We start from the raw sequence: 16,226 nt of genomic DNA, 5'->3' as shown, positions 1-16,226 counted from the left end.
GTGATCAACTGACCCCTGATCCACTCACTCGTGATCCACTTTCTTGCGACCGACCTGCTGACCGGCGGATACTCACCCCATGAACGACAAGGACCCCGTCGACGCGATCGTCGAACAGTGGGCGGCGGTGCGGCCCGACCTCGACACCGCCGCGATGGAGGTCTTCGGGCGGATCTTCCGGCTCGCCCGGGCCATGGGCGACCGCATGGAGAAGGCGTACGTCCCGCACGGCATCTCACGCGGCGAGTTCGACGTCCTCGCGACCCTGCGCCGGGCCGACGAGCCGTACACGCTCTCGCCGCGCGAGCTCTCCGCGACCCTGATGCTCACCACCGGCGGCATGACGGGCCGCCTCGACAAGCTGGAGCGGGCCGGTCTGCTCCGCCGCTCCCCCGACCCGCACGACCGCCGGGGTCTCCAAGTCACCCTGACGGAGAAGGGGTTGGCGCTGATAGACGCGGCGGTCGGCTCCGGGCTCGCGACCCAGACGGCGGCCCTGTCCGGCCTGGACGGCGAGGAGGCCGACCAACTGGCCGACCTGCTCAGGAAGTTGCTGGCCTCGACCGAGCGGTAGCGAACTCCCCTGGCGTTTGCGGCTGTTCAGCCGACGTGCACGACGAGCGCCGCCTCGCCCGCGGCCGGGTCGGCGGTGTCCGGGGCCGACGCCAGGTAGCCGTCCGGGCGCACCAGCGGCGCCGTACGACGGCCGCTCGCCCAGCGCTCCACGGCCAGCCGGTCCCTGCGGGCGCCCTGCGTGCCGTAGACCTTCCCGTCGTGGTCGCCCGGCGTGACGAGGACGAACCTGCCGCCGCGGGGCGACGGTGTGGAGGCGGCCGGGCAGGGCGGCGCGGAGCACCTGCCGGGACGGGCCGCAGGGCATGCCGAAGGCGTCCGCCTCACCGTGCTGGGTGAGGGGGACGCCTTCCGGAGTGCGTGAGGGTCAGGCCTTCGCGTCGACGGCCGTGCCCGTACCGGACTTCGTGCCGGACGTGACCTTCGGCGCGCGGTCCTTGGACTTGTCCAGCGCCATGACGAGGCCCGCGATGATCGCGAACAGGGCCAGCGGGATCAGGACATAGAGCCCCAGCGTCTCGGCGACGCTCAGGCCCTTGCCCGGGTCGTCACCGTCGTCGCGGGTGAGCGCGAGCGCGGGGGACGTCATGAGCAGCATCATCAGCGTCGTACCGGCAGCCAGGGCACCGGCGCGCAGGGCGTTCTTCTTGTCCACACCGCAAACGTAGCGAACGCCCGAACGGACCGCGCGCCCGGGGGTGCCGTACGGGGCGCGAAGCCCTCACGGACCCCCTTCGCCACCGTCCCCGGAACCCGGCCCCGTCCCCTCCCCGAGCCCCACCCGCAACACGTCCACCAGCGCGTGCAGCCGGGGCGAAGCGGCGAGTTCCTCCAGTGTCACCGGCCGCCCCTCCGCGTCGGCGACGGGCAGGCGCCAGTTCGGATACTGGTCCCATGTGCCGGGCAGGTTCTGCGGGCGCCGGTCGCCGATCGTGTCCGGGAGCCAGACGCCGATCATGCGGGCCGGGGTGCGCAGCAGGAAACGGTGGACGGCGTGGATCTCCGCCTCCTCCTCGGACGCGGGGCGCCCGCCGCCCCCGGGGTGTTCGTAGAGGCCGAGCCGGGCCAGCAGCGCGAGCCACTCGCTGACGTCGGTGGCGGACTCGATCCGCTCCTCCTCCACGGGCCGGGTCAGCAGGCCGAGCCGGTCGCGGAGTTCGACGTGTTCGCCGGTGAGCCGGGCCGCGGTGGGCGGCAGGTCGTGGGTGGTGGCGGTGGCGAGGCAGTCGGCCCGCCACTCCTCCGGCGCGAGCGGACGCCCGCCGCCCGCCCAGTCCCGTTCGAACCACAGCACGGACGTGCCGAGCACCCCACGCTCCTGCAAGGTCTCGCGCACACCCGGCTCCACGGTCCCGAGGTCCTCGCCGATCACCACGGACCCGGCGCGCGAGGCCTCCAGTGCGAGGACGGCGAGCATGGCCTCGGCGTCGTAGCGGACGTAGGTGCCTTCGGTGGGCGGGTGGCCCTGGGGGACCCACCACAGGCGGAACAGGCCCATGACGTGGTCGATGCGCAGGGCGCCGGCGTAGCGGAAGAGGGCGCGGAGCAGGCGGCGGTAGGGGGCGTAGCCGGACTCGGCGAGGCGATCGGGGCGCCAGGGGGGCAACCCCCAGTCCTGGCCGAGGGAGTTGAAGGCGTCGGGGGGTGCGCCGACCGACATCCCGGCGGCGAAGTAGGCCTGTTGGGCCCAGGCGTCGGCGCCGTCCGGGTGCACCCCGACCGCGAGGTCGTGCACGACGCCGATGGGCATGCCCGCGTCCCGGGCGGCCCGCTGCGCGGCGGTGAGCTGGTCGTCGGTGAGCCAGGCGAGGCGGCAGTGGAAGTCGACGCGGTCCATCAACTCGCCCCGGGCGCGGGCGGTTTCGGAGGAGCGCGGGTCGCGCAGGCCGGCCGGCCACTGGCGCCAGTTCGAGCCGTGCACCTCGGCGAGCGCGTACCAGGTGGCGTGGTCCTCCAGCGCCTCGCCCTCGCGGGCGAGGAAGTCGACGTAGGCAGCCCGTCGTCCGGGGCCGAGGGGGACCTCGCGGACGCGTTCCAGCGCCTCGCGCTTCAGCTCCCAGACGGCGTCGCGGTCGATCAACGCGCCCTTGTCCAGGACGGATTCACGCAGCCGGGCGGCCCGTTCGAGGAGCCCGCGCAACTGCTCGCGTTCGCCTTCCTCTACGTACGCGAACTCGGGGACGTCCTCGACCCGCAGATACACCGGGTCCGGGAAGCGCCGCGAGGACGGCCGGTACGGCGAGGGGTCGGTGGGCGCGCCGGGCACCGCCGCATGCAACGGGTTGACCTGCACGAACCCGGCCCCGAGCGAACGCCCGGCCCAGGCGGTCAGCTCCCCCAGGTCACCGAGGTCGCCCATGCCCCAGGAGTGCCGCGAGAGGAGGGAATACACCTGCACCATCAGTCCGTACGACCGCGCGGTGGGCGTCGGCAACCGGTCCGGGGCGATGACGAGATGGGCCTCGGCGCTGCGGCCGTCCGGTGCGGTGGCGGTCAAGTGGTGGACGCCGGGGGGGAGTTGTTCCGCGCTCGTCCGTACCTCGCCCTGCTCGGTCTCGATCTGCAGCGCGGTGCCCTCGGGCAGCGCGTCGAGCGCGGCGGGCGCGGCGCCGTGGCGGCCGACGACGGTGGGCGGCAACAGCCGTCCGGCCAGCTCCTGCCGGCGGGCGGCGAGCGCGGCGGCCGTGGCCTCCGGGGTGCTCGCGTCGACGCCGAGGGCGGCCAGTACGGCGACGACCGCGACGGCCGAGGCGGGGACCGCGCGGTCCGGTGAGGGGCTGTAGGCGGTGGCGACGCCGTGCAGTTCGGCGAGGTGCGCCAGGTCCTCGCCGAGGGTGTCGGCCGGCCGGGGTGCGGTCATCTAGGGCCTCGTCGCGTCCGGGCCGGCGAACGGGTCGGCCAGGGCGGCGAGTTCACCGCTCGTCGTCATCGGGTCGTCGAACATGCCGGGCTCGCTGGTCAGCGGGGCTGGAATGTCGGCGGACTCGCTGGTGAGCGGGGCGGCGTCGGCGAGCGGGGGCTCGCTGGTGAGGGGCTCGGCGTCGGCCAGCGGCGGTTCGCTGGTCAGCGGGGTCTCGGCCCAGGCGCCCTCGGAGTCGACGAAGAACAGGTCGGGCGTGAGGTCGGCAACCGGCTCCAGGGTGCGTTTGGAGCGGGCCGGGCGCGGAAGCGATGCCGATGCTGCGGCCACGGGGGCCTCCTTGTCGTGTCGGGCGAGCGTGGGAGATGGTCACCGCAAGCCCTACCCAGTGGACGCGACGGCAGACCTCCAGGTTGGGGTACGGGTGCCACCGCGGCCACTCCCGCCCCTCACTCCCCCCAGTTTTCCGGCTGATCACTATTCACTCAGTACATGTATCCAGTGCATACTGAGCGCCATGAGCACCCGCCACATCCTGCTGGGCCTGCTCGCCGGAGGACCGAGCCACGGCTACGACCTCAAGCGACGCCACGACGAACGTTTCCCGCAGGCCCGCCCGCTGGCGTACGGGCAGGTCTACACGACCCTGCAGCGCCTGGTCAGGGACGGCCTCGCGGAGGTCGACGGCACCGGCTCGGACGGCGGCCCGGAGCGTACGGCGTACCGCGCGACGGCGGACGGCTCGCGTGAACTCGCCCGCTGGGCAGGGGAGATCGCGCCGCCCGCGCCCTTCGTGACGAACGAGATCTTCGCCAAGGTCGTCGTCTCGATCCTCGCCGACGGCGACCCGGAGGCCTATCTGCGGGCCCAACGCGCCGCGCACATGGAGCGGATGAGGGAACTCACGGCGGTCAAGACCGCCAAGGGCACCGACCTCGCGACCGTGCTCTCGGCGGACTACGCCCTCAACCACCTTGACGCGGACCTCCGTTGGATGGCGACCACGGCGGCCCGGCTGACCACTCTGACCGCGGAGGTCGACCAAGCATGAGCGACAACGGGGGTACGGCGGCGCCGCTCCTCGCGGCCCGTGACCTCGCCAGGACGCACGGCAGGACCCGCGCGCTGACCGGCGCCTCGGCCGACCTGCACGCCGGTGAGATCCTCGCCGTCACGGGCCCCAGCGGCAGCGGAAAGTCCACCCTGCTGCACTGCCTGGCCGGGATCGTCCGCCCGGACGCGGGGACGGTGACGTACGCCGGGCAGCGGCTGGACGACCTGCCCGAGAAGCGGCTGAGCGAGCTGCGGCGCACCGAGTTCGGGGTGGTCTTCCAGTTCGGGCAGCTGATACCCGAGCTGACGGCCGTCGACAACGTCGCCCTGCCGCTGCTGCTCGCGGGCGTCTCCCGCACGGACGCCCGGGCGGCGGCCGGTGAGTGGCTGGAGCGGTTCGGGGTGCGCGGGCAGGCCGGGCTGCGGCCGGGCGAGCTGAGCGGCGGCCAGGCCCAACAGACCGCGCTGGCACGGGCGTTGGTGACCTCTCCGAAGGTCGTCTTCGCGGACGAACCGACCGGCGCGCTGGACTCCCTGGCGAGCGAGCAGGTGATGACGGCCCTGGTCACGACGGCCCGCGAGTCCGGTGCGGCGGTCCTGCTGATCACCCATGACGCACAGGTCGCGGCGTACGCGGACCGCGAGCTGCGGCTGACCGACGGGACCGTGGCGGCGGAGGTGACGGCATGAGGGCGCTGCTCACGGACCTGCGGCTGGCCTGGCTGCTCACCCGGGGTTCGGACCGCCGGGAGTGGTGGCGGGTCGGGCTCACCGCCTTCGGGGCCGCGCTGGCGACGGGGATCGGACTGGCCGTCGTGGCGCTGCTGTCGCTGGACGGGTTCTCCTCGGTGCCCTTCGGGTCGGGGCTGTTCGACTCCCCCGGCGACCGGCGGAACGTGAGCCTGGCGCTCGGGCTGCTGCTCATCCCCGTGCTCGGGTTCCTCGGGCAGTGCGCCCGGATCGGGGCGGTGCACCGGGACCGGCGGCTGGCCGCGCTGCGGCTGGCGGGGGCCGGGCCGTGGCAGGTGCGGCGGATCGCGGCGCTGGAGTCGGGGCTCGCGTGCCTGGCCGGTGCGGTGCTGGCGACGGCGGCGGTCGCCGTACCGCTGCTGCCGTACGCGACCGCCTGGGCCGGGGTCGTCGTGGTCGCCGTACCGGTGCTGGGGGCGGTCGTGAGCGCGGTGGCGCTGCGCCGGGTGGTGGCCGATCCGCTCGGACGGGTCCGGCGGGTACGGCCCGTGCGCGGACCGGGCCGGCCGGCCGGTACGGCGACCCGGCTGCTCGCGGCGACGCTGGCGGCCCTCGCGCTGACCCCGGTCTTCGGCAGCCCCGTGTCCTTCGGGCTCGGCCCGGTGACGGTCCTCGTGCTGGCCGTCCTGGTCAGCCTGATCGCGATCTGGCTCTCCGGGGCCTCGTCCCGCCAACTGGGTGAGGGCTTCGCCGCCGGCACCTCGCGCCCCGCCCTGCTGATCGCGGCGGAACGGCTGCGCGAGGACCCCTGGTCGACCGCCCGCACGCACGCGGCACTGCTGCTGGTGACGGTCGTCGGGTCGGGCTTCGCGGGCGTACGGCAGATCCTGCTCGCGGACCTGACCGAGAGGCGCCGCACGGGACACCTGGCCACGCGCATGGCGTACTACACGACCGGCATCGACCTCACGGCCGCCGCGGTCCTCGTCGCCCTCGCGCTCGCCCTGACCGCCCTCGCCGTGAGCAGCGCCGAGTCCCTCGCCGTGCGGCGCCGGGGTCTGGCCGCGCAGGCGGCGGCCGGGGTGCCGCACGCCGTACTGGCCCGCGCGCTCCTCCTGGAGACCGCGCTGCCGCTGTTCCCGGCGATCGCGGTGGCGGGCCTCGGCGGTACGGCGATCAGCTTCTGGTACGGCGCCGCCGTCTCCCGGTACACGGACGTGCCGGTGCCGTACGCGGCGCTGCTGGTGCCGGTCGGCGTGTACGCGGCCTGCGTGCTGGCGGCCGCCACGTCGCTGCCGCTGCTGCGGCGGTCGGTGCGGCCGGGCGAGCTGCGCTACGCATGACGGTCCGCCCCGGCAGCACGGGGGGCTGCCGGGGCGGACGACTCCGTACCGCCGTACCGGGGTACACAAAAGCCCGGATCGTCAGGCGGAGATGCCGTCGATCCGGGCCATCGCGTCCTCCGCGCCGTATGGCTGCAGGTACGGCAGCCAGCGCGGGTCCCTGTGACCTGTCCCGATGATGCGCCAGGCCAGGCCGGTGGGTGGGGCGGGTTTGTGGCGCAGCCGCCAGCCGATCTCGAAGAGGTGTCGGTCGGCCTTCACGTGGTTGCAGCGGCGGCAGGACGCCACCACGTTGTCCCAGACGTGCTTGCCCCCGCGGCTGCGCGGAATGACATGGTCGACGCTGGTTGCGACGCCACCGCAGTACATGCACCGGCCCCCGTCACGCGCGAAGAGCGCCCGGCGGGTAAGAGGAACGGGCCCCCGATAGGGAACCCGTACGAATCGCTTGAGCCGGACCACGCTGGGTGCGGGGACAGTGACGGTTGCGCTGTGCATAAAGGCGCCGGATTCCTCAAGGGAGACTGCCTTGTTCTCCAGGACGAGGACGAGCGCGCGGCGGAGCGGTACGACGCCGAGTGGCTCGTACGACGCGTTGAGGACCAGGACATGCGGCACGGATGCCTCCTTGTGCGTCTGCGGCACGTGGCTCGCGCCGGGACGATCTGTAGTCAGTCTCCCCTCATGCCTGGTGGAAGCGCCACCATGTCCCGGTAACGGGCTGGGAGTGTTTTCGACCACATGTGATGCGGGGCCGGGACGGGTGTCGGTCGGTCCCACCTGTTCATTCCCGGCTGAGCACAGCCTCTCCCCTGAACACGGCAACGATCCACACACGATGCCCCGATAGTGTGGTGGGCCCGCCCTCTTGGTGACCTATTCGTGACCTTGCCCCTGTCGGACCATGCCGGAGGGCGGACGCAGCACCTGGAGGTACCTGCCGTGTCCTTGTCCGCCGTCCTACTGGCCGCCGCCACGCCGTCGCCCTCTCCGAGCCCCTCGGGGACCGCGGTGACCGTGCCCACGCTCCAGGACGCCCAGGAGAGCGCGACCAACGCGGCCAGTTGGGTGGAGCAGAACTGGTCCACCTGGCTGGCGATCGGTCTCCGGGTGCTGCTGATCGTGGTCATCGCGGCGGTCCTGAGAATGACGGTGCGGCGGGCCATCACCAAGCTGATAGACCGGATGAACCGCACGGTCGAATCGGTGGACGGCACGGCGCTGGGCGGCCTCCTGGTCAACGCGGAACGCCGCCGCCAGCGCTCGCAGGCGATCGGCTCGGTACTCCGCTCGGTCGCGTCCTTCGTGATCCTGGGCACGGCCGCCCTGATGGTCCTGGCGACGTTCGAGATCAACCTGGCGCCTTTGCTGGCCTCCGCCGGTGTGGCGGGCGTGGCGATCGGTTTCGGCGCCCGGAACCTCGTCACGGACTTTCTCTCCGGCGTCTTCATGATCCTCGAGGACCAGTACGGCGTCGGCGACCAGATCGACGCGGGCGTCGCCTCCGGCGAGGTCATAGAGGTCGGCCTCCGCGTGACCAAGCTCCGCGGCGCCAACGGCGAGATCTGGTACGTCCGCAACGGCGAGGTCAAGCGCATCGGCAACCTGTCGCAGGGCTGGGCGACGGCGGGCGTGGACGTGACGGTGAAGGCCTCCGAGAACCTGGACCGCGTCAAGGCCACGCTGGACGCGGTCACGGAGCGGATGAGCAAGGAAGAGCCCTGGAACGAGCTGTTGTGGGGCCCGATCGAGGTCCTGGGCCTGGACAGCGTCCTCATCGACTCGATGGTCGTCCGCCTCTCCGCGAGGACGATGCCGGGCAAGTCGGTGAGCGTCGAACGAGAACTGCGGTGGCGGGTCAAGCGGGCCTTCGACGAGGCGAACATCCGCATCGTCGGCGGCGCGACGGCCGACCCGGTGGAGGACGCGGCAGACCCCACGGAGTCGGTCGCGGCACCGTCTGTCTACTCCAACGCGGATTCGCCCCAGGTGGCGGCCACATCCCCCATTGCTTCGCAGCGGCCTTCGGGACGGCAGTTGTAGGGGGCGTATCGGGGTGCCGGGTCGCGTGAGCGGGGTCGGATGAGCGGGGTCGGGGGCGGGCGGAACGGTTCAGCACACCCGTTCGATTGAACGGCGGCGGAATCGCAGGGCGCGAGCTGTATCGCGAGATGAACACCGGCGCGAGACTCCGCACCCCTCGTCCTCCCGGCCCCGTATCCCGTCCTGGACACGGAGGCAATCCGCTCTCCCGCATGAGCGAGAAGACCTCGGCACCCGCCCCCGGCTCACCGAACATCCGGTACGCCTCGCCCCACCTGCACCTTTACCCGTCGCGCCGAAGCCGCGATCCGGTCGCCTCCACAGGCTCGCCCCCCATTCCTCGCGACCTCCCCACCCCCCACCCCACCCGGGCCGACCTCACCGCCCCCGCAGGTAACGAGTCTGTTGCCTCGGGGGCGGTGTCTATTGACGCCCCCTTCGCCCCGGGCTTACGTTCCTCCCACCCAATTGGAAACTTTCCTAACAGTGATCACGTGACAGGCTGAGCGGTTCGAGAGTCGAGTGTTCCGAGAGTTCGAAAGGCAGGTGGCGTAGACATGGCAGGAACCTCCGGTACCCCGGGCACCGGCACCCCGGGCACCCCCCGCGTCCTGCGCGCCATGAACGACCGCGCCGCCCTGGACCTTCTCCTGGAGCACGGCCCGCTGTCCCGTACCCGGATCGGCAAGCTCACCGGCCTCTCCAAGCCGACCGCGTCCCAGCTGCTCGCCCGGCTCGAAGCGGCGGGGCTCGTGCTCGCCACCGGGACGAGCGAGGGGCGGCCGGGGCCCAACGCCCAGCTGTACGTGGTCAATCCGGGTGCCGCGTACGCCGCCGGGCTCGACGTCACGCCGGAGCGCATCCGCGCCGCCGTCGCCGACGTCACCGGCCGGACGGTGGGGGAGTTCGAGCTCGCCACACCCGGCCGACGGCCCGCCCAGCCCGTCGTGCGGCAGGTGACCGACGCCCTCGACGGTGCGGTGAAAGCCGCCGGGCTCGCCCGGGACGACGTCCACCGCCTCGTCATCGGCACCCCGGGCGCCTTCGACCCGAACACCGGCCGGCTGCGGTACGCCTCCCACCTGCCGGGCTGGCACTCCCCCGCGCTGCTCGACGAACTCGCCGCCGCGCTGCCGATGCCGGTGGAGTACGAGAACGACGTGAACCTCGTCGCCATCGCCGAGCAGCGGCTCGGCGCGGCGCGCGGGCACGGCGACTTCGTGCTGCTGTGGAACGAGGGCGGTCTCGGTGCCGCCCTGGTCCTCGGCGGCCGGCTGCACCGGGGCTGGACCGGCGGCGCGGGCGAGGTCGGCTTCCTGCCGGTGCCGGGCGCGCCCCTGGTCCGCCAGGTGACCAAGGCCAACAGCGGTGGTTACCAGGCCCTGGCCGGTTCGCAGGCCCTGCCCGGGCTCGCCAGGGAACTCGGCATCACCGAGATCCCGACGGGTCCGTACGCCGAGGTCGCCGCCGCCCTCGTCGCGACCGCCGCCGACCACACGACCGGGCCTCAGCGGCAGCTCCTGGAGATCTACGCGACCCACCTCGCGACCGGTCTCGCCTCGCTCGTGTCCGTGCTCGACCCCGAACTCGTCGTCCTCAGCGGTGGCTCGCTTGCCGCGGGCGGCGAACCTCTCCGTGCCCTGGTCCAGGCCGAGTTGGAGGAGCTGGCGGCGTCACGGCCCCGGCTCGTCGTCGGCGACGTCCACGAACACCCCGTGCTGCGCGGCGCGTTGGAGAGCGCGCTGGCAACCACCCGCGACGAGGTCTTCGACACCTCCCGCTGAACCCACGCCCCCCGACCGTCCAACTCCGGCTCCCGCAAACCGACTTCACCCACCGGCTTCCCTGAACCGACCTCGACCACCGGCTTCCCCGAACCGACCGCCCTGCCCGGCTCCCTCGGAGCGACTCCGCCCTACCCGCACCACCCGCACCACCCGCACCACCCGCACCACCCGCACCGCCAAGCTCCACCCGGCCCGTCCGGTCTAACTCCGCACCACCGCACCACCCCGGTCCGCCCGGCCCCACCCGGCGCCTCTCAACCACCCACACCACACCCCGCCCTGTCCTTGGGAGACCTCGTCATGCCCGGAATATCCCGGAAAGCGGTCATCGCGCTCGCCGCGTCCGCCTCCTTCGCCCTGCTTGCCACCGCCTGTACGGGACAGTCCTCGTCCGGTGCGTCCGACGACGCCTCGAAGGACGTGACCATCAACTTCTGGCACGCCTGGAGCGCGGCCTCCGAGCTGAGCGCCGTGAAAGCCATGGTCGCCGGGTTCGAGAAGGCGCATCCCAACATCCACGTGAACGTCGTCGGCAACATGACCGACGACAAGATCAACCAGGCGCTGCGCACGGGTGGCGGCAAGTCGCCCGACGTGATCTCGTCGTTCACCACGAACAACGTCGGCAAGTTCTGCTCGTCGGGCGCCCTGGTCGATCTCAATCCCTTCTTCAAGAAGGACGGCATCGACCCGGAGACGACGTTCCCGAAGGCGATGAACGAGTACACCCAGTTCGACGGAAACCGTTGCACCGCCCCCCTGTTGGGCGACGCGTACGGGCTCTACTACAACAAGACGGAGTTCGCGAAGGCCGGCATCACCAGCCCGCCCAAGACGTGGTCCGAGTTCGAGGCCGACGCGAAGAAGCTCACGATCAGCAAGGGCAACACGTACTCGCAGCTGGGGTTCATGCCGGACTACCACGGCTGGGAGACCACGACCGAGCACATCTTCGCGCAGTTCTCGCCGACGTACTTCGACAAGAGCGGCAAGTCGGCGCTCGCCACGGACCCCGCGTTCAAGGCCGGTTTCACGCTGCAGAAGAAGCTCGTCGACGAACTCGGCGGATTCAAGAAGCTGGAGAGCTACCGCTCGACGCTCGGTGACGAGTGGGGCGACAAGCACCCCTTCCACACCGGCCAGGTCGCGATGCAGCTGGACGGCGAGTGGCGGCTCGGCATGGCCACGGCGGCAAATCCCAAGCTGGACATCGGAGTTGCCCCGCTGCCCGTGCCGGACGACCAGGTCGCCCAGTACGGCAAGGGCTACATCACCGGCACCATCACCGGTATCGCCGCGACCAGCAAGAAGCAGAACGCGGCCTGGGAGTTCGTCAAGTACATCACCACGGACACGGACGCGGTGGTGAACTTCTCCAACGGCATCCACAACGTGCCCTCGACGCTCGCCGCCCTCAAGTCCCCGAAGCTGAAGTACGACCCGCGCTTCAAGACGTTCCTGGACATCGCGTCGAACCAGTACTCGACGACAAGTCCCGCCTCCATCAACGGCGGTGTGTATCTGACGACGATCCAGAACCTCGGCTACGACTACGAGAGCGGCAAGGTGAAGGACCTGGACTCCGCCTTGAAGAGCACCGCCAAGCAGATCGACACCGACATCGCACAGGCGAAGTAGCCCCAGCATGAGCACAGTCACCCTGGCGAAGAAGCACCGCCCGCCCGGCCTCGCCGCGAAACAGCGGAAGCAGGCGCTTCGCACCCTCGCCTTCATGTCGCCCTGGCTGATCGGCTTCGCGGTCTTCTTCGCGTACCCGCTGATCTCGACGGTCTACTTCTCGTTCATGCACTACGACGGCTTCAAGCCGCCGACGTGGGTGGGGACGAAGAACTGGACGTACGTCTTCAAGAACTATCCGTACTTCTGGCCCGCGATGCGCAACACCCTGTGGCTCGTCGTGGTGATGGTCTCGCTCCGGGTCGTGTTCGGGCTCGGCGTGGGGCTGTTGATCACCAAGATCAAGACGGCCACCGGGGTCTTCCGGACGCTGTTCTATCTGCCGTATCTCGCGCCGCCGGTCGCGGCGACGATGGCGTTCGCGTTCCTCCTCAACCCCGGTACCGGGCCCGTCAACTCGCTCCTCGAGAAGGTCGGCATCCCGGCCCCGGGCTGGTTCAACGACCCGACCTGGTCCAAGCCGGCGCTCACCCTGCTCGCCCTCTGGGGCATCGGCGACCTGATGGTCATCTTCATGGCCGCGCTGCTCGACGTACCCCAAGAGCAGTACGAGGCAGCGGAGTTGGACGGCGCGTCGGCCTGGCAGCGGTTCCGGTACGTCACGCTGCCGAACATCTCGCCGATCGTGATGTTCGCCGTGGTCACCGGCGTGATCCAGACCATGCAGTACTACACACAGCCCCTCATCGCCGGGAAGGTCGCGTCCGGTGTCATCCAGGGCGCCGGCACGCAGTTCGAGCCCGGCTACCCGGAGAAGTCCACGCTCACCCTTCCCCAGCTCGTCTACAACCTCGGCTTCCAGCGCTTCGACTACGGCTCGGCCTGCGTGGTGGCACTCGTCCTGTTCGCCCTGTCGATGGTGTTCACCGCGTTCCTGATGCGGCGCCGGGGCGGCCTCAACCTGGCAGGTGACTGAGCATGGCCCAAGTACTCGACAAGCCGGTGGAGTTGAGGGCGCCGGTGACCCCCGCCGAGCGCACCGCCCGCCGCAAGGCGTTCATGGAGTGGATCGCCGTCCACGCGCTCGGTGTCGCCGCCGCGCTCTTCTTCACGCTGCCGTTCGTGTTCGTGTTCCTGACCTCGCTGATGAGCGACAGCCAGGCCCTGAGCCGCGACCTCATCCCGCACACCTGGGAGTGGGGCAACTACAAGAAGGTCTTCGACACCCCGGGCTTCCTCACCTGGTGGAAGAACACGCTGATCTACGCCGGTCTCGGCACCGTCCTGACCGTCGTGTCGTCGATCCCGGTGGCGTACGCGCTCGCCAAGTTCCGCTTCCGGGGCCGGAATCTGTCGCTGATGCTCGTCATCTCGATGATGATGCTGCCGCCGCAGGTCGTGATCATCCCCATGTACCTGTTCTGGGCGAAGCAGTTGGACCTCTCGGGCACGCTGTGGCCGCTGATCATCCCGATGGCGTTCGGCGACGCGTTCTCCATCTTCCTGCTGCGGCAGTTCCTGATGACCATCCCGAACGAGTACCTGGACGCGGCGAAGGTCGACGGCTGCGGCGAGTTCAAGACCCTGGTGCGGGTCGTGCTGCCGATGGCCAAGCCGGGCATCGCGGCCGTGGCGCTCTTCCAGTTCTTCTACGCCTGGAACGACTACTTCGGTCCGCAGATCTACGCGTCCGAGAACCCCGGTGCCTGGACACTGAGTTACGGCCTGGAGTCGTTCAAGGGCGCGCACCACACCGACTGGAATCTCACCATGGCCGCGACCGTACTGGTCATGGCCCCCGTGATCCTCGTGTTCTTCTTCGCGCAGAAGGCGTTCGTCGAGGGTGTCACGCTCACCGGAGTGAAGGGTTAACCCCGTATGAAACTCACCGTGGTCGGCGGAGGATCGACCTACACCCCCGAACTCATCGACGGCTTCGCCCGGTTGAGGGACACCCTGCCCGTCGAGGAACTCGTCCTCGTCGACCCGGCGCCCGAACGCCTGGAGCTGGTGGGCGGGTTGGCCCGCCGTATCTTCGCCAAGCAGGGGCACCCCGGCCGGATCGTCACGACGGACGACCTGGACGCCGGTGTCGAGGGCGCGGACGCGGTGCTGCTCCAGCTCCGCGTCGGCGGCCAGGCGGCCCGTGAGCAGGACGAGACGTGGCCGCTGGAGTGCGGCTGCGTCGGCCAGGAGACCACCGGCGCGGGCGGCCTCGCCAAGGCGCTGCGGACCGTACCGGTGGTCCTGGACATCGCGGAGCGGGTCCGCAGGACCAACCCGGACGCGTGGATCATCGACTTCACCAACCCGGTGGGGATCGTCACCCGCGCCCTGCTCCAGGCCGGCCACAAGGCGGTCGGCCTGTGCAACGTGGCGATCGGTTTCCAGCGGAAGTTCGCCGGGCTCCTCGGGGTCACCCCGACCGATGTGCACCTCGACCATGTGGGCCTCAACCACCTCACCTGGGAGACCGGTGTGCGGCTGGGCGGTCCCGAGGGCGAGAACGTGCTGCCCAAGCTGCTCGGCGAACACGGCGACGCCATCGCCGCCGACCTGAGCCTGCCCCGCGTCCTCATCGACCGGCTCGGCGTGGTCCCGTCGTACTACCTGCGGTACTTCTACGCGCACGACGAGGTCGTGCGCGAACTGCACACGAAGCCGTCGCGGGCCTCCCAAGTGGCCGAGATGGAACGCGAGTTGCTGAAGATGTACGCCGACCCGGCCCTCGACGAGAAGCCCGCGCTGCTCGCCAAGCGGGGCGGGGCCTACTACTCCGAGGCCGCCGTCGACCTCGCCGCCTCGCTGCTCGGCGGGGGCGGGAGTCCGTACCAGGTGGTGAACACGTACAACAAGGGGACGCTGCCGTTCCTGCCGGACGACGCGGTGATCGAGGTGCAGGCGGCCGTCGGCGCGAAGGGGGCGACTCCCCTTGCCGTGGCGGACGTCGACCCGCTGTACGCGGGGCTGATGGCCAACGTGACGGCGTACGAGGACCTCGCTCTGGAGGCCGCGCTGCGCGGCGGCCGGGACCGGGTGTTCCGGGCGCTGCTCTCGCATCCCCTGATCGGCCAGTACGAGTACGCCGAAGCCCTGACCGACCAGCTGATCGCGCACAACCGGGAGCACCTCGCGTGGGCCTGACCGCAAGTGTCCTCGCCGTCGACGCGGGCAACAGCAAGACCGACGTCGCGGTCGTGGCGGCCGACGGGACCGTCCTCGCCACCGCCCGCGGCGGCGGGTTCCGGCCCCCGGTCGTGGGCATCGGGACGGCCGTCGACACCGTCGCCGAAGCCGTCGCCCGCGCCTTCGCGGAGGCCGGGGTGAGCGCCGTGGAGCATGTGTCGGCCTGTCTCGCCAACGCCGACTTCCCGGTGGAGGAGGAGCAGTTGGCCGCCGCGCTGCACGCGCGCGGGTGGGGCGGCAGCATCGAGGTGCGCAACGACACGTTCGCGATCCTGCGGGCGGGCATACCCGAGCCGCGCGGTGTCGCCGTGGTGTGCGGGGCCGGCATCAACTGCGTCGGCATGCGCCCCGACGGCCGCACCGCCCGCTTCCCGGCGATCGGCCGCATCTCCGGTGACTGGGGCGGCGGTTGGGGCCTGGCCGAGGAGGCCCTGTGGCACGCGGCCCGCGCCGAGGACGGCCGCGGCGGTCCCACGGCGCTGGCGCGCACGCTGCCCGCGTACTTCGGCCTGGACTCGATGTACGGCCTCATCGAGGCGCTGCATCTCGAACACGTCGAGCACCACCGGCGGCACGAGCTGACGCCGGTGCTGTTCGCGACGGCGGCGGACGGCGACCCGGTCGCCCGTTCGATCGTGGACCGGATGGCGGAGGAGGTCGTGGCCATGGCGACGGTCGCGCTGACCCGCCTGGACCTGCTCGACGAGGAGGCGCCGGTGCTGCTCGGCGGCAGCGTCCTCGCCGCCCGGCATCCCCAACTGGACGACCGTATACGAGAGTTGCTGGCCGCCAAGGCACCCAAGGCGGTGGCGACGGTCGTCACCGCGCGGCCGGTCCTCGGATCCGTCCTGCTCGGTCTGGACCATGTGGGCGCCCCGGCCGAGGCACACGCGCGGGCCAGGGCCTCCTACGAGCACTGACACCCGGGAACCGAACAGATTCCCACGGCGTATTCATGGACAGGGGGGCGGTGCGGGGCGTTGTGTGGTGCCGGAAATCCGGTGGCCGCGCTGCGATCCGATCAAGATCCAGTGAAGGCCGGTGCGGAATGTC

General features: G+C 71.2%; 16 protein-coding genes. 11 read left to right on the top strand and 5 right to left on the bottom strand.

Annotated features, from left to right (window positions below; all coding sequences use genetic code 11):
• The first annotated feature begins 79 nt into the window (after positions 1-79).
• Positions 80-574 carry a MarR family winged helix-turn-helix transcriptional regulator gene (locus OHT77_RS29235; protein ID WP_328831401.1) on the top strand — a complete coding sequence of 165 codons (495 nt, stop codon included), beginning with the start codon at positions 80-82 and terminating at the stop codon, positions 572-574.
• A 26-nt stretch (positions 575-600) separates the two neighbouring features.
• Here the strand turns inward: OHT77_RS29235 and OHT77_RS29230 are convergent, their stop codons facing one another.
• The 4 genes from OHT77_RS29230 to OHT77_RS29215 form a co-directional block, all read right to left on the bottom strand.
• Positions 601-900, bottom strand: a complete 300-nt coding sequence (locus OHT77_RS29230; RefSeq protein WP_328831400.1) for a hypothetical protein — start codon at positions 898-900, stop codon at positions 601-603.
• A gap of 40 nt (positions 901-940) precedes the next feature.
• Positions 941-1,228 (bottom strand): hypothetical protein, encoded by a 288-nt coding sequence (locus tag OHT77_RS29225; RefSeq protein WP_328831399.1) that lies wholly within the window; start codon positions 1,226-1,228, stop codon positions 941-943.
• A gap of 66 nt (positions 1,229-1,294) precedes the next feature.
• On the bottom strand, positions 1,295-3,433 hold the full coding sequence (gene malQ / locus OHT77_RS29220) for a 4-alpha-glucanotransferase (RefSeq protein WP_328831398.1): 2,139 nt from the start codon (positions 3,431-3,433) through the stop codon (positions 1,295-1,297).
• Entirely contained in the window at positions 3,434-3,763 is a 330-nt protein-coding gene (locus OHT77_RS29215; protein WP_401326053.1) for a hypothetical protein, read from the bottom strand.
• A gap of 187 nt (positions 3,764-3,950) precedes the next feature.
• On the opposite strand from OHT77_RS29215, the gene OHT77_RS29210 reads away from it, so the two are divergent.
• The 3 genes from OHT77_RS29210 to OHT77_RS29200 are packed head-to-tail and all read left to right on the top strand — an operon-like array spanning position 3,951 to position 6,519.
• On the top strand, positions 3,951-4,484 hold the full coding sequence (locus tag OHT77_RS29210; RefSeq protein WP_266768740.1) for a PadR family transcriptional regulator: 534 nt from the start codon (positions 3,951-3,953) through the stop codon (positions 4,482-4,484).
• A complete protein-coding gene (locus OHT77_RS29205; protein WP_328831397.1) occupies positions 4,481-5,176 on the top strand; it encodes an ABC transporter ATP-binding protein in 696 nt (231 codons plus the stop codon). The genes OHT77_RS29210 and OHT77_RS29205 overlap by 4 nt, the downstream gene beginning before the upstream one ends.
• The gene (locus tag OHT77_RS29200; protein ID WP_328831396.1) at positions 5,173-6,519 is read left to right on the top strand and encodes an ABC transporter permease; all 1,347 of its coding nucleotides are present in this window, start codon (positions 5,173-5,175) and stop codon (positions 6,517-6,519) included. Before OHT77_RS29205 ends, OHT77_RS29200 begins: the two co-directional genes overlap by 4 nt.
• Before the next feature lie 81 nt (positions 6,520-6,600).
• On the opposite strand, the gene OHT77_RS29195 is transcribed toward OHT77_RS29200, so the two are convergent.
• Complete coding sequence (locus OHT77_RS29195; protein WP_020116449.1) at positions 6,601-7,137, bottom strand: HNH endonuclease; 537 nt, start codon at positions 7,135-7,137, stop codon at positions 6,601-6,603.
• 324 nt (positions 7,138-7,461) lie between these two features.
• Between OHT77_RS29195 and OHT77_RS29190 the strand changes: the two genes are divergently transcribed.
• The 7 genes from OHT77_RS29190 to OHT77_RS29160 all read left to right on the top strand — a co-directional run bounded on the left by OHT77_RS29190 (position 7,462) and on the right by OHT77_RS29160 (position 16,093).
• Positions 7,462-8,562, top strand: coding sequence for a mechanosensitive ion channel family protein (locus tag OHT77_RS29190; protein ID WP_328831395.1), 1,101 nt, complete (start codon positions 7,462-7,464; stop codon positions 8,560-8,562).
• A 557-nt stretch (positions 8,563-9,119) separates the two neighbouring features.
• Positions 9,120-10,346 carry an ROK family transcriptional regulator gene (locus tag OHT77_RS29185; RefSeq protein WP_328831394.1) on the top strand — a complete coding sequence of 409 codons (1,227 nt, stop codon included), beginning with the start codon at positions 9,120-9,122 and terminating at the stop codon, positions 10,344-10,346.
• Positions 10,347-10,649: 303 nt separating this feature from the next.
• Positions 10,650-11,987 carry an ABC transporter substrate-binding protein gene (locus tag OHT77_RS29180; protein WP_328831393.1) on the top strand — a complete coding sequence of 446 codons (1,338 nt, stop codon included), beginning with the start codon at positions 10,650-10,652 and terminating at the stop codon, positions 11,985-11,987.
• Positions 11,988-11,994: 7 nt separating this feature from the next.
• The gene (locus OHT77_RS29175; RefSeq protein ID WP_266768747.1) at positions 11,995-12,963 is read left to right on the top strand and encodes a carbohydrate ABC transporter permease; all 969 of its coding nucleotides are present in this window, start codon (positions 11,995-11,997) and stop codon (positions 12,961-12,963) included.
• A gap of 2 nt (positions 12,964-12,965) precedes the next feature.
• Entirely contained in the window at positions 12,966-13,859 is an 894-nt protein-coding gene (locus OHT77_RS29170; protein ID WP_266768748.1) for a carbohydrate ABC transporter permease, read from the top strand.
• A gap of 6 nt (positions 13,860-13,865) precedes the next feature.
• Complete coding sequence (locus OHT77_RS29165) at positions 13,866-15,131, top strand: 6-phospho-beta-glucosidase (RefSeq protein WP_328831392.1); 1,266 nt, start codon at positions 13,866-13,868, stop codon at positions 15,129-15,131.
• Positions 15,122-16,093, top strand: coding sequence for an N-acetylglucosamine kinase (locus OHT77_RS29160; protein WP_328831391.1), 972 nt, complete (start codon positions 15,122-15,124; stop codon positions 16,091-16,093). Before OHT77_RS29165 ends, OHT77_RS29160 begins: the two co-directional genes overlap by 10 nt.
• Positions 16,094-16,226 lie beyond the last annotated feature (133 nt).

Origin of the sequence: Streptomyces sp. NBC_00252, assembly GCF_036187565.1 — a bacterium.
Lineage (GTDB): Bacteria > Actinomycetota > Actinomycetes > Streptomycetales > Streptomycetaceae > Streptomyces.
Note: the sequence above shows the minus strand (reverse complement) of the source record. Positions and strands in the feature narration are given on the sequence as shown.

Bases quoted from the DNA above. Each gene is read 5' to 3' on its own strand.
- OHT77_RS29235 (WP_328831401.1), top strand. From the start codon at position 80: ATGAACGACAAGGACCCCGTCGACGCGATCGTCGAACAGTGGGCGGCG.
- malQ (WP_328831398.1), bottom strand. From the start codon at position 3,433: ATGACCGCACCCCGGCCGGCCGACACCCTCGGCGAGGACCTGGCGCAC.
- OHT77_RS29210 (WP_266768740.1), top strand. From the start codon at position 3,951: ATGAGCACCCGCCACATCCTGCTGGGCCTGCTCGCCGGAGGACCGAGC.
- OHT77_RS29205 (WP_328831397.1), top strand. From the start codon at position 4,481: ATGAGCGACAACGGGGGTACGGCGGCGCCGCTCCTCGCGGCCCGTGAC.
- OHT77_RS29200 (WP_328831396.1), top strand. From the start codon at position 5,173: ATGAGGGCGCTGCTCACGGACCTGCGGCTGGCCTGGCTGCTCACCCGG.
- OHT77_RS29185 (WP_328831394.1), top strand. From the start codon at position 9,120: ATGGCAGGAACCTCCGGTACCCCGGGCACCGGCACCCCGGGCACCCCC.
- OHT77_RS29180 (WP_328831393.1), top strand. From the start codon at position 10,650: ATGCCCGGAATATCCCGGAAAGCGGTCATCGCGCTCGCCGCGTCCGCC.
- OHT77_RS29175 (WP_266768747.1), top strand. From the start codon at position 11,995: ATGAGCACAGTCACCCTGGCGAAGAAGCACCGCCCGCCCGGCCTCGCC.
- OHT77_RS29170 (WP_266768748.1), top strand. From the start codon at position 12,966: ATGGCCCAAGTACTCGACAAGCCGGTGGAGTTGAGGGCGCCGGTGACC.
- OHT77_RS29165 (WP_328831392.1), top strand. From the start codon at position 13,866: ATGAAACTCACCGTGGTCGGCGGAGGATCGACCTACACCCCCGAACTC.